Annotated in this window: 10 protein-coding genes; 4 read left to right on the top strand and 6 right to left on the bottom strand. The window is 55.7% G+C overall.

The genetic code is table 11. From position 1 onward, the window contains the following. The first annotated feature begins 564 nt into the window (after positions 1-564). A complete protein-coding gene (locus EGK14_RS16010) occupies positions 565-966 on the top strand; it encodes an H-NS family nucleoid-associated regulatory protein (RefSeq protein ID WP_125290095.1) in 402 nt (133 codons plus the stop codon). Between the two features lie 132 nt (positions 967-1,098). Next, positions 1,099-2,028 carry a DNA replication terminus site-binding protein gene (tus, locus tag EGK14_RS16015; protein WP_125290096.1) on the top strand — a complete coding sequence of 310 codons (930 nt, stop codon included), beginning with the start codon at positions 1,099-1,101 and terminating at the stop codon, positions 2,026-2,028. A 36-nt stretch (positions 2,029-2,064) separates the two neighbouring features. Here the strand turns inward: tus and fumC are convergent, their stop codons facing one another. Then, a complete protein-coding gene (gene fumC, locus EGK14_RS16020) occupies positions 2,065-3,462 on the bottom strand; it encodes a class II fumarate hydratase (protein WP_125290097.1) in 1,398 nt (465 codons plus the stop codon). A 365-nt stretch (positions 3,463-3,827) separates the two neighbouring features. On the opposite strand from fumC, the gene EGK14_RS16025 reads away from it, so the two are divergent. Then, a complete protein-coding gene (locus EGK14_RS16025) occupies positions 3,828-5,327 on the top strand; it encodes a YdgA family protein (RefSeq protein ID WP_125290098.1) in 1,500 nt (499 codons plus the stop codon). A 170-nt stretch (positions 5,328-5,497) separates the two neighbouring features. Beyond that, positions 5,498-6,496 (top strand): adenosine deaminase, encoded by a 999-nt coding sequence (add, locus tag EGK14_RS16030; RefSeq protein ID WP_125290099.1) that lies wholly within the window; start codon positions 5,498-5,500, stop codon positions 6,494-6,496. Between the two features lie 55 nt (positions 6,497-6,551). Here add and EGK14_RS16035 read toward each other — a convergent pair whose 3' ends face one another. The 5 genes from EGK14_RS16035 to EGK14_RS16055 form a co-directional block, all read right to left on the bottom strand. Beyond that, on the bottom strand, positions 6,552-7,592 hold the full coding sequence (locus EGK14_RS16035) for an oxidoreductase (RefSeq protein WP_125290100.1): 1,041 nt from the start codon (positions 7,590-7,592) through the stop codon (positions 6,552-6,554). Positions 7,593-7,679: 87 nt separating this feature from the next. Then, positions 7,680-8,591 (bottom strand): arabinose operon transcriptional regulator AraC, encoded by a 912-nt coding sequence (araC, locus tag EGK14_RS16040; protein WP_125290101.1) that lies wholly within the window; start codon positions 8,589-8,591, stop codon positions 7,680-7,682. Positions 8,592-8,600: 9 nt separating this feature from the next. Continuing rightward, the gene (gene araH / locus EGK14_RS16045) at positions 8,601-9,581 is read right to left on the bottom strand and encodes an L-arabinose ABC transporter permease AraH (RefSeq protein WP_125290102.1); all 981 of its coding nucleotides are present in this window, start codon (positions 9,579-9,581) and stop codon (positions 8,601-8,603) included. Between the two features lie 15 nt (positions 9,582-9,596). Continuing rightward, on the bottom strand, positions 9,597-11,111 hold the full coding sequence (gene araG, locus EGK14_RS16050) for an L-arabinose ABC transporter ATP-binding protein AraG (protein ID WP_125290103.1): 1,515 nt from the start codon (positions 11,109-11,111) through the stop codon (positions 9,597-9,599). 47 nt (positions 11,112-11,158) lie between these two features. Beyond that, the gene (locus tag EGK14_RS16055; protein WP_125290104.1) at positions 11,159-12,142 is read right to left on the bottom strand and encodes an arabinose ABC transporter substrate-binding protein; all 984 of its coding nucleotides are present in this window, start codon (positions 12,140-12,142) and stop codon (positions 11,159-11,161) included. Positions 12,143-12,428: the final 286 nt, after the last annotated feature.

Raw genomic sequence — 12,428 nt, forward strand, 5'->3', positions numbered from 1 at the left:
CGGACTTAACGCAACCTTTAAACGCATGGCTAATAGTATGTTGTAACTACAAAGATAAGTAGAATGGACGAATTTGGCGATAAATAGGGAAACGCGCAGGGCGAACCAGGCCAGTTTTGTATCCTGATATTTTTATCTTTGCCGCTTTCATTATAAGCGACTGCTTTACTCATTTTACCTGGCGACAGAGTTCAGAGCCGTGCAACATAACGGGTAGATAAACAAGCCTGCTGACAGCTTGCAAAAATTTCTTACGATGTCGTTACAGCAGATTAAATCCGCTCTCTTTCCCCGTGCGCGCCGACGCTGTAATTGTAGTCTTGTTTGATAAGCCTGACGTGCCTTTTTATTGTCACACTTCTGTATGGCGTTAAGAATTTTCCCATTCATAAAAAAATATAGCGTCATTCTGCCGGTGCTATTTTGTAAAAATATGGAAAAGTCGCGCAATTAAGGATTTTTTTTGAGATTTAGTGTTTTTAACTGCGGCAATTCTATGTACACTGTCCTACGATACATACACCGATTATGTTTTTTAACTAACTTAACGCTACGGATTCCTTTATGAGCGAAACTCTGAAAGTACTAAATAACATTCGAACTCTTCGTGCACAGGCTCGTGAAGTTTCTTTATCTGAACTGGAAGAGATGCTGGAAAAACTCGAAGCAGTTGTTAACGAACGTCGTGATGCAGAAGCGGCTATCGCTTCTGAAATCAAAGAAAAAGAAGAGAAGCTGGCGAAATATCGTCAGATGCTTCTGGACGACGGTATCGATTTAAGCGAGCTGACCGCAGCTGAAACTAATTCAGGTAAATCTCGCGCCAAGCGCGCACCACGTCCTGCTAAATATCAATATACCGATGAAAATGGCGAAACCAAATCATGGACCGGCCAGGGCCGTACGCCAGCAGTGATTAAGCAGGCGCTGGATCAGGGTAAAAAGCTGGAAGATTTTCTGATTTAAATCTTCAGCCACGCTGATCGTTCAGCGTGGCAGCTTTTATTCCCTTTCCAGCCGGTTTCTTTATTCCCTCGCTTGCGTAGTCAATCTTTGATCTCTACCATCTTATAAGTATGTTGTAACTAAGGACATATGATGAGTCGATACGACGCCGTTGAAAATCTGCACCGCTGCGCCACGGATTTACAGGCCGCTTTAGGCGAGCTTACGCAGCGGCTTTCGGCGCAGCGCCTGCTGGCCGCCCGCGTGTTTGAACTGCCGCCAATCCAAAAAGGTCAGGAACACGATCCCGTCACGGAAATCGCCGTCGTGCAGCATCTGGCGCAGCCCGCCTTCGCTATGGCCCTCGCCCACTATGGCCGCCTTTATATGCAGCACCAGTCGGAAACGGTCAGCACCAAGGCCGCCGTTCGCCTGCCCGGTGCCATTTGCCTTGAGGCTTCATCGGAACAGGCTGATGCTTTACGACAGCAGGTAGAGACCGTTAATAAACTAAAAAAACGGCTGGAGGAAATTATTACGGTAGAATCGGGCGTGCCCAGCGAAGATCGTTTTGAATTTGTGCACAGCCATTTGCGGGGGTTAATAACGCTTAACGCTTATCGCTCCATCTCTTTACTCGACGCGCCCGATTCCGTGCGTTTCGGCTGGGCAAATAAACATATAATTAAAAACGTTAGCCGCGAAGAGATAGTGGAAAAACTGAAAAAAAGCCTGCGCTCCGGTCGTGCCATGGCGCCCTGGACGCGCGAACAGTGGGGGGAAAAATTACAGGATGAGATCGCCATGCTTAATTCCCTGCCCGCTACGGCAAAGCTGAAGATAAAAAGGCCGGTCAAGGTGCAGCCCATTGCCCGCGTATGGAATAAGGAACAGCAAAAACAAACGCAGCTCGCCTGCCCTTCTCCCTTGCTGGTGCTCTGCCCCGATGCCTTATCCGTCCCTAAGCTGGGTGAATTATTAAATTACGATGCCGGTAAGATCGTGCATCGATTTAAACCGGAAGCAAAAAAACTCTTTTCGCTGATCCCTCGTTTACACCTTTACAGTGACCGCCTTGCATGAAAAAAGAGCGGAAACATTTCCGCTCTTATTCAACTATTACGCTTTCATGCTGCCGACCATCTCTTCCGGCCTGACCCAAAGGTCAAACTCTTCTTCCGTCAGATAGCCGAGCTTCAGCGCGGACGCTTTCAGCGTCAGTCCTTCTTTGTGCGCTTTTTTAGCAATTTCTGCCGCTTTGTCGTAACCAATATGGGTATTCAACGCCGTTACCAGCATCAGCGATTCATTCAGCAATTGTGAAATACGATCGCGGTTCGGCTCAATGCCTACGGCGCAATGGTGATTAAAGCTGTCCATACCGTCCGCCAGCATCCGCACCGACTGCAGGAAATTATGAATAATCATTGGGCGATAAACGTTAAGCTCAAAATTACCGGACGCGCCGCCCATATTGACCGCAACGTCGTTGCCCATCACCTGACAGCAAAGCATGGTCATCGCTTCACACTGCGTCGGATTCACTTTACCTGGCATGATAGAGCTGCCCGGTTCGTTTTCCGGGATGGCAATCTCGCCGATACCGCAGCGAGGACCGGAAGAGAGCCAGCGCACGTCGTTAGCGATCTTCATTAACGAGGCAGCCAGCCCTTTCAGCGAACCGTGCGCATGTACCAGCGCGTCGCAGGTCGCCAGCGCTTCAAATTTGTTTGGCGCGGTGACGAAAGGCTGTTTCGTCAGCTCCGCCAGCTCTTTGGCTACGCGTACCGCATATTCCGGGTGCGTATTCAGCCCGGTACCAACCGCCGTGCCGCCCAGCGCCAGCTCCGCCACGTGCGGAATGCTCTGCTCAATATGCGTCAGATTATGCTTCAGCATGGCTACCCAGCCGGAAATCTCCTGGCCCAGCGTCAGCGGCGTGGCGTCCTGAAGATGGGTACGACCGATCTTCACGATGTCCTTGTAGGCCTGTGCTTTTTCATCCAGCGTTTTTTGCAGCACTTTCAGCTGAGGGATCAGGTGCTCTTTCAGTGCGATAACCGCAGCAACGTGCATGGCGGTAGGAAAAACGTCGTTAGAGCTTTGGCTCTTGTTAACGTCGTCGTTTGGGTGCACCAGACGCGACATGCCGCGCTCGCCGCCCAGGATCTCGCTGGCGCGGTTGGCCAGGACTTCATTCATATTCATATTGGTCTGGGTACCGGAACCGGTCTGCCAGATAGCCAGCGGAAACTCGGCTGCGTGCTGGTTAGCCAGAACCTCGTCGGCAGCCTGCACTATCGCCTGCGAGCGCTCTGCGGGCAGCAGGCCCAGATCGCTGTTCACCTTCGCCGCTGCGCGTTTGGTCAACGCCAGCGCGTGCACCAGTTCAACAGGCATTTTTTCGCTGGAGATGCGAAAATGCTCCAGAGAACGCTGCGTCTGCGCGCCCCAAAGTTTATCTGCCGGCACTTCGATGGAACCCATTGAATCTTTTTCAATGCGGTTGGCGGCCATGTCTCTCTCCTTTACTGGTTATGATGAAACCCAACTTGCCCGTCCGGGCGTTTTGCGCGGGCCATAGTATGACATACAATAATTTAACATTTTGCGAGCCGGTCGTCCTTATCGCATTTCGCCGCCGTCGAAAATTTCTTTCATATAACACAGAGTTAATACTTTTTTTTCTTTCTGCCTCGCCCGTCAGTATTCTGGCGGCCTGCCGCGATCTTTTTACATTACGCACGGAAGCCAGATTGCGGCTGACGCCGCGAGCCACAGTTGCTATCATAATTAACCTGTTATACAGAAACGTTTTTCTTGCCGGATTACGCCGGATGCGATTGTCGGCATCGGTGACTTAAAAAAGGACGATTTTACAGATGAAAAAAACAAAAGTAGCGGTGGGCGTGATTGTCGCTCTTGGCGTGATTTGGACCGGTACGGCGTGGTTTACCGGTAAACAGCTGGAAAAGAACAGGGATGAACTGGTGCAGGAGGCCAACGCTCGCCTGAATGCGCTGGCACCGAACAGCCGCCTGAAGGTAAGCTATCAGGACTGGCAGCGCGGCATTTTCAGCAGCTCGCTACGCCTGGTGGTACAGTCTGACTCACAGACCGAAGATACTTCGCCGCTGAAGCCGGGCCAGAGCGTGGTATTTGATGAGAAAATCGATCACGGCCCCTTCCCTTTCGCCCAGCTAAAAAAATTCAATCTGATCCCCAGCATGGCTTCGGTACATACCCAGCTTGAAAATACCGACGCGGTGAAAAAGCTGTTTGAGATGGCTAAAGGCAAGTCCGCGTTGCAGGCGGAAACCCGCGTAGGCTACGGCGGCGCGACCGCTTCCGTTATTAAGCTGCTGCCGCTGGACTATACCAATGCCCAGACCGGTGAGCGCTTTGCCTCTAACGGCGGCACCATCAACCTCAGCGCCGATAAAAAGGGCGATAAGGTCGATTACGACGGCAAGCTGGAAAGCCTGGTGCTGACCATGCGCAATCAGCTTAATATGCCGGTGATGTTTACCCTGAACGGCCTGACCCTGGACGGCAAAACGCACCTTAACGCCCAGGGCCTGCGCATTGGCGATCAGAAGAGCAGCCTGGATAAGCTCAGCTCGGCCGTAAACGGCCAGCCCTCTTTTGAACTGCACGGCGTTAAGCTGGACTCCGCTTACGATAGCGTGAACAATCAGGTTTCCGGTACCACCGACCTTGCGCTGGACGCAATGAAAATCCGCGATCGGGACTTCGGTCAGATCAAACTGTCGCTCAAGCTCTCCCAGTTTGACGCAGACGGCCTTAAGGCCTTCAGCGATAACTATCAAAGCCAGGTGCAGGCGCTGATGAACGAACCGGGCATGAGCGATAATTTCGCGCTTTATCAGCAGCGTGTTGGTGAAATCCTTAACGCCAACCTGCCGCTGCTGCTGAAAGGTAACCCGGTCATCACTATTGCGCCGCTGAGCTGGAAAAACGATAAAGGCGAAAGTAATTTTAACCTTTCCGTGCACTTTAAAGATCGCGTCGCCGGCGCGCCGCAGCCGCAAACCCTGAGCCAGGCGCTGGATAACGTGCTGAAAACGCTGGACGGCAAGCTCTCTGTCTCAATGGATATGGCAACGGAGATGATGACGCAGGTTGCTATGGCGGAAGGCTATAAGCAGGAAGAAGCCGCTAAGCTGGCCGATCAGCAGGTAAAAGGCGTGGCCGCCATGGGCCAGATGTTCCGTCTGACCAAACAGCAGGACAACAATATCGTCACCAGCCTGCAGTATGCGAGCGGTCAGGTCACGATGAACGGTGAGAAAATGACGCTTGACCAGTTCTTTGCCCGCTATATGCTGGGCGGCGAACCGGCAGCGATGCCGCAGCAGTAGCCCCATCGTTAAGCTGCCAACCGTACCGCCCGCAAGGCCGGTACGGTTTTTTTATGGTGCCAGCGGGTAATTAATCGGCAGTTGGCCCGACAATCGCGCAATTCGCTGGTACAGCAGCGCGGAATGTTTTTATACTGTTATGCACTTTTATCACTACAGAGTGCACCGCCATGATTGATTCCCGTATTCCCCTTACCGATATCCATCGCCATCTTGACGGCAATATCCGTGCACAAACCATTCTTGATTTAGGCCGTGAATTTAACCTTACGCTGCCCGCCACCACGCTGGAAACGCTGCGCCCACACGTGCAGGTAATGAAAAACGAACCGGATCTGGTCAGCTTTCTGCAAAAGCTGGACTGGGGCGTCAAGGTGCTTGGCTCGCTGGAAGCCTGCCGCCGTATCGCGATGGAGAACGTTGAAGACGCTGCCCGCGCCGGTATCCACTATGCGGAACTGCGTTTTTCTCCCGGCTATATGGCGATGACCCATAACCTGCCGATTGCGGGCGTGGTGGAAGCCGTTATCGATGGCGTACGTGCGGGCTGCAAAAAGCACAACATTACCGTGCGCCTGATCGGCATTATGAGCCGTACCTTTGGCGAAGAAGCCTGTCTGCTGGAGCTGGAGGCGCTGCTGGCGCACCGTGACGGCATTACCGCGTTGGATCTGGCTGGCGACGAGCTGGGCTTCCCCGGCAGCCAGTTTTTAAGCCACTTTACCCGCGCGCGCGACGCTGGCCTGCGTATTACCGTTCACGCCGGTGAAGCGGCGGGGCCGGAAAGCATCTGGCAGGCGATTAACGAGCTGGGCGCAGAGCGTATCGGACACGGCGTGAAAGCGGTAGAAGATGCGAAGCTGATGGATTACCTGGCGGAAAAAGGGATTGGCATTGAGTCCTGCCTGACCTCCAATATTCAGACCAGCACCGTCTCTTCGCTGCTGCATCATCCGCTGGCGACGTTCCTGGATCACGGTATTCTGGCAACGATCAATACTGACGATCCCGCCGTGCAGGGTATTGAAATTGGGCACGAATACAAAATTGCCGCGCCGCAGGCAGGCCTGAGCCAGCAGCAGATCCGTACCGCTCAGGAAAACGGCCTGAAGATCGCTTTCTTAAGCGAAGCGGAAAAAGAGGCAATTCGCGCCAGCGTAGCAGCCTGACCGATTAAACTGCCCGGCAGCGCGCCGGGACAGTGCTTGCTACATTGATCCGGGACTACTTCAGCGACAGGGTCTGACGCTTCTCGGCGGATTGCAGACCCAGTTCGATCAGCTCCATCACCTGGATGGCTTCCTGCGCCGTCACCGGATTCGCGCCGTCGCCGTTGATGGCGTCGCGAATGCCGGCGTAATAGGCCGGGTAGTTGCCCGGCGTGGTCAGCAGCGTCTCTTCCGCCATCATTTCGCCGTTAGCCAGCGTGACCACGCCGTCGCGCATATCGTAGCCCCATTCTTCCTGCGGCGGACGCGCGCCTGCTCTAAGGCTGTCCTCCTGCGGATCCAGACCATATTTCACATAGCTGCCGCGCGTGCCGTGTACCTGATAGCGCGGCGATTCCGCCGCCGCCAGCATGCTGGCATGCAGCACCACCCGACGCTTTGGATAGGTGAGTACCGCGTGGAAATAGTCGGTAGTCTGCGCGCCCGTGCGTAGCTCCGCCAGATCCACATTAATCGCCACCGGCGAACCGAACAGCTGAAGTGCCTGATCGATCAGGTGCGGCCCTAAATCGTACCAGATGCCGCTGCCCGCGCCCTTCTGCTCGCGCCAGCGGTTGCGCACTTCCGGTCGGAAACGATCAAAATGAGATTCAAAATAGCGCACTTCGCCCAGCGTGCCTTCTGCCAGCAGCGTTTTCAGGGTCAGAAAATCGCTGTCCCAGCGGCGGTTATGAAACACCGACAGCAGCAGGCCTTTAGCCGCCGCCAGCGCTTCCAGCTCGCGCGCCTGTGACAGCGTCACGGTAAAGGGCTTGTCCACCACCACGTGCTTGCCTGCGTTAAGCGCGGCTTTCGCCAGCGGGAAGTGCGTGTCGTTAGGGGTGGGAATAACAATCAGCTTGATGGATGGGTCATCGAACAGTGCCTGCGGTTCGGCCACAACCGTGGCGGTGGGCCAGTCGGCGTGTACTTTAGCGGCGTCGCTGCTGGACACGGCGGCCAGTTCCATGCCGGAAGTGCCGCTGATTAGGGGCGCGTGAAACGTCTTGCTGGCAAAGCCGTAGCCCACCAGGCCGACGCGAATAGTGTCGTTCATGTCAGTTCCTCTTGTCGCTTACCCGAATGATTTAAGACTATCGTTCGGGCAAGGACAAGATGGATTAGGCTGAATGTTATAAGAAAGTTACTGACTGGCGCTCAGCAGATCCCAGCTTTCGCGCGTCACCAGCGTGTCGGCATCCAGCGAGCGACGACGAAAATCGCTGGGGCTGACGCCGACGCGTTTGCGAAACACGCGGGAAAAATAGAGCTGATCGTCATAGCCCACAATGCGCCCCACGGTGGCGATAGGCTCCTGAGTAGTCTGCAACAGCAGTCTGGCACGAATGATGCGCTGATCCTCTCGCCAGCGCAGCAGATTGATGCCCATCTGCTCGCGGAACAGGTGCGCCAGCCGCGACGGCGACAGGCACACGTGATTAGCGACCTCGTCGATCTTCAGCTCGCCCGCCAGGTTGTTGGTCACGTACTGGCAGGCTTCGATGATACGCGGGTCGCGGATCTGCTGATGGCTGCGCGGATCTTCTTCCACCGCGCGCAGCAGCAGCCTTTCCAGCAGGTTCATCGCCAGCTCTTCCGCAAAACGTTTACCGGAGGTGTGCGTCTGCTCAATGGTGGTGAACAGCCGTTCGAACTCGCCCCACAGCCGTTCGGGCAGCCGCAGCCTGCCGACGCCGCGCTTCTCATCCTGCCAAACCAGCCAGCTGCTCCAGTAGGCGCGCGGGCGGAAGTAGATCCAGCGATGGTGCCAGCAGTCGCTCTCAGGCGAGCGGCCGTAGTAGTGCGAAGTTTTTGGCTGAAACAGCAGCAGGTCGCCCGGCTCGCACTCAAAAGCCTCTTCGCCGCTGAAGACCTGTCCACGCCCCTTGATGGTCAGGTTGATGATATAGCCTTTCATCCCGGAGGGCCGATCGATAAAGAAGTCGAGCGGATCGCCCGCGCCGATCGGCGTCAGGCCCGCCACCAGCCAGGCGTTAAAAGGATAGCCAGGCAGTAGCGGATTGGATTGCGCCACCGGCGCCAGACGATGATACATAACGCCTCCTCAGGCCGTTTTGGCTTTTTGTTTGTAACGGTCGAAAATCACCGCTGCCAGCAGGATCAGGCCGCGCACGACATACTGCGAGAACGGCGAGATATTCAGCAGGTTCATCGCATTTTCCACCGTGCCCAGGATCAGCACGCCCGCCACTACGTAAGAGATTTTGCCAATGCCACCTTTCAGCGAGACGCCGCCCAGCACGCAGGCGGAGATAACGATCAGCTCATAGCCCAGCGAGGTCATCGGCTGGCCGCTGGTCATACGCGAGGCGAGGATAATGCCCGCCGCGGCGGAAACCAGCCCGGAAAGGATAAAAATGATGATACGCGTGCGCACTACCGGTACGCCAGCCAGGCGAGCCGCTTCTTCGTTGCCGCCGATCGCCAGCGTGTTGCGGCCAAAAGTGGTTTTGTTCAGCAGAAAGCCAAAGACGATCAGCGTGCCGATGGTCAGCCAGACCGGCGCCGGAACGCCCAGCCAGCTGGCATAGCCCAGCGCGAAGAAACGTTCGTCTTCAATGCCTACAGCCTTGCCGTCAGAAAAAATATAGGCCAGGCCGCGCACGATCTGCATCGTTGCCAGCGTGGTGATCAGCGCATTAATTTTAAGTTTGGCGATCACGAAGCCGTTGACGAACCCGCAGAGCACGCCCAGCAGCAGGCCCGCCGCGATGCCGATCCACAGGCTTTCCGTCATATTGATCACCACGGCGGCGGTGACGCCGGCGCAGGCGATAACCGAGGCGACCGAGAGATCGAAATCGCCGGACGCCAGGCAGAATAACATGCCGCAGGCAACCATGCCGGACATCGACATCGCCAGGCCCAGCCCTTTCATATTAATCAGCGTGCCGAAATTGGGCACAAAGATGGTACAGCCGATAAAGAGCACGGCAAACACCACCAGCATGCCAAAGTTATCCCAAATGCGGCTCAGATTGGCGCGCTGCGCTGGCGGCGTGGCGGAAGAGGTAGTTAAAGACATGATTGACTCCTTAAGTCAGGCTACGCGCTGCGTGGTTTTCGGCATGGCAAGCGCCAGCGTCAGGGCTTCAGTGGCTTCCTGATGGCTTAGCTCGCCCGCGATGGCGCCCTCGCGCATCACGAGAATGCGATCGGCCAGCCCCATCACTTCCGGTAAATCGCTGGAGGCGAAGAGCACGGCGATGCCCTCTTCCGCCAGCGCGTAAATCAAACGGTAAATTTCATTCTTGGCACCGACGTCGATGCCTCGGGTCGGCTCATCCAGCAGGATCACCTTCATCTCTTCCGACAGCCAGCGCCCCAGGATCGCCTTTTGCTGGTTGCCGCCGGAAAGATTCATGATCAGCTGGTCGGCGCCGGGGGTTTTGATATTCAGCGAGCGAATATGGCTGGCGGCGTTTTTACTTTCCCACTGGTTGTCGATCAGACAGCCGGCGGTCAGGTTATTACGCCGCGCGCTGATATTGATGTTATCGCGGACGGAATGCACCGCGATGATGCCGTCCGCCTTACGATCCTCTGGACAGAGCAGGATCCCGGCGCGGATAGCGTCGGACGGCTCGCGAATGGTTAACGCTTTGCCGTCAAGCTGCACTTCGCCACCGCTGATGCGCGTGCCGCCGAACAACCCTTTCAGCAACTCGCTGCGGCCCGCGCCCACCAGACCAAACAGACCGACGATTTCGCCCGCGCGCACCTCCAGCGAGATCGGCGTCCGCACGCCTTTGGCCTGCACGTTATCCAGCTTCAGGCGCACCTCGCCGGTTTTACGCGGCGCGTAGCCGTATATATCGCCAATTTCGCGGCCAACCATCGCCTGCACCAGTTCATCATGGCTGGTGGCACCGACATCCTGAAAGGTTCGTACGTAGCGGCCGTCTTTAAAGACGGTAATGGCGTCGCTGAGCGCGAAAATTTCCTCCATACGGTGCGAAACATACAGCACCACTTTCCCCTCGTCGCGCAGCTGGCGGATCACGCGGAACAGCTGCTCGATTTCACGGGCGGAGAGCGAACTGGTCGGCTCGTCAAAAGCGATGACTTTGGCATTTCTCGCCAGCGCTTTGGCAATCTCCACCATCTGCCACTGGCCAAGCGACAGCGACTTCAGCGGCGTATCGGGATCGATATCCATCCCTAAGTTTTTTAGCTGTAATCCCGCTTCGTAACGCAGCAGCGAGCGGTTAACAAAGCCCGCGCGCTGCGGTAGCTGGCCCAGATAAATGTTCTCCGCTACCGACATTTCCGGCACCAGATGCAGCTCCTGATAGATAATCGCCACGCCCGCGTTAAGCGCGTCGAGCGTATTGGCAAAATTAACCGGTTGGCCTTTCAGGCGGATCTCGCCGCTGGACGGTTGATAGCTGCCGCTCAGGATCTTCAACAGCGTCGATTTGCCCGCGCCGTTTTCGCCCATCAGGGCGTGCACCTGACCCGCCGCGCAGTCGAAGCTGATATCCGTCAGCGCCTTAACGCCGGGAAAGGTTTTGCCGATATTGTGAAAGCTCAGATACGGGGATGCCATGGTCATTCCTCGTTATAAGGTGCACCGGGGGCCGCAGCGCGGCCCCCGTCCGATTACATCAGGCCTTTTTTAGCCAGCTCGGTTTTAAAGTTGTCGCGGGTGATCAGCACCACATCGGTGACTTCGGTAAACTTCGGCGGCTCGGCGTCTTTGGTCACCCAGTCGTGGAGCATCTGAATGCTTTTATAACCGTGTACGTCCGGGCTTGGCAGCAGCGAACCGAAGAAACCGGTCGCCTTGCCTTTGGAGAGTTCGCTGATGGCGTCCACGCCGTTAATGCCGATGCCGATCACGTCCGGTGCCTTAAAGCCCTGGCCTTCGGTTGCGCGCACGCCGCCGAGGACGGTGTTGTCATTCATGCCGACAATCAGCCAGTGTTTCACTTCCGGATGCTGCACCAGCAGCGAGTTGCCCGCGTCGAAAGCGCCGGGGATATCGTTGGATTTGGTGGGGACTTTATAAATCTGCGCTTCCGGGAAGCCTTCCGCCTTCAGCGCGTCCACTGACCCACTGGTGCGGCGACGCGCCGTATCCAGCTCGTCCGCCGTAATCGCCATCACGCCCGTTTCTTTCGCGTCCCAGCCGCGCTTTTTCATCTCCTTATACAGTTCCTGCCCCTGACGCTCGCCAATTTTGGTCGCCGCCATCATCACCAGCGGCACCGTATCCATCGGCTTGCCTTTGGCCGTAACAAACTGATCGTCAACGGCAATCACTTTCAGATCGTAACTGCGGGCCTTCGCCACGATGGCGGAACCGAGTTTAGGATCGGGCGTGCAGATCACGAAGCCCTTCGCGCCGCTTGCGGCCAGGCTGTCGATAGCGTTCAGCGTTTTTTCACCGTCCGGCACGGCGATTTTGATCACCTCAAAGCCTAAATCTTTGCCCGCCTTATCGGCGAACTTCCATTCGGTCTGAAACCAGGGTTCTTCCGGCTGCTTGACTAAAAAACCCAGCTTCATGGTGTCAGCGATAGCTGAATGTGACATAACGGCGGCGAGGCCAGCGATGGCTAACGCCTGAGTAAATTTGTGCATGAGGCTCTCCGGCTCAGTGCCCGCTTTTGGCGGTTTAATGTAAACGGTATCATTCGGTCCTGGCACGCTGTAACGCCAGCATATTCGGCATTAGCGTAGACGCCGATAAGCGCTAGTTGTAATGGTAAAGATGCGTAGAAAGGGAGAGCGCTATCACACCCTGAGCTTTTAGCTGTTTAATCCATATATTTAGCAAAATTAACACAAATCAAACATTTGAAGTCGGTCACAAAACGCTGTGCGACGACAGAAAAGTGCATATTTGCAGCGCCCTTCAGCCTAACCG

The organism is Erwinia sp. 198 (assembly GCF_003937915.1).
Taxonomy (GTDB): Bacteria; Pseudomonadota; Gammaproteobacteria; order Enterobacterales; family Enterobacteriaceae; genus Erwinia; species Erwinia aeris.

Bases quoted from the DNA above. Each gene is read 5' to 3' on its own strand.
- EGK14_RS16010 (WP_125290095.1), top strand. From the start codon at position 565: ATGAGCGAAACTCTGAAAGTACTAAATAACATTCGAACTCTTCGTGCA.
- tus (WP_125290096.1), top strand. From the start codon at position 1,099: ATGAGTCGATACGACGCCGTTGAAAATCTGCACCGCTGCGCCACGGAT.
- fumC (WP_125290097.1), bottom strand. From the start codon at position 3,462: ATGGCCGCCAACCGCATTGAAAAAGATTCAATGGGTTCCATCGAAGTG.
- EGK14_RS16025 (WP_125290098.1), top strand. From the start codon at position 3,828: ATGAAAAAAACAAAAGTAGCGGTGGGCGTGATTGTCGCTCTTGGCGTG.
- add (WP_125290099.1), top strand. From the start codon at position 5,498: ATGATTGATTCCCGTATTCCCCTTACCGATATCCATCGCCATCTTGAC.
- EGK14_RS16035 (WP_125290100.1), bottom strand. From the start codon at position 7,592: ATGAACGACACTATTCGCGTCGGCCTGGTGGGCTACGGCTTTGCCAGC.
- araC (WP_125290101.1), bottom strand. From the start codon at position 8,591: ATGTATCATCGTCTGGCGCCGGTGGCGCAATCCAATCCGCTACTGCCT.
- araH (WP_125290102.1), bottom strand. From the start codon at position 9,581: ATGTCTTTAACTACCTCTTCCGCCACGCCGCCAGCGCAGCGCGCCAAT.
- araG (WP_125290103.1), bottom strand. From the start codon at position 11,111: ATGACCATGGCATCCCCGTATCTGAGCTTTCACAATATCGGCAAAACC.
- EGK14_RS16055 (WP_125290104.1), bottom strand. From the start codon at position 12,142: ATGCACAAATTTACTCAGGCGTTAGCCATCGCTGGCCTCGCCGCCGTT.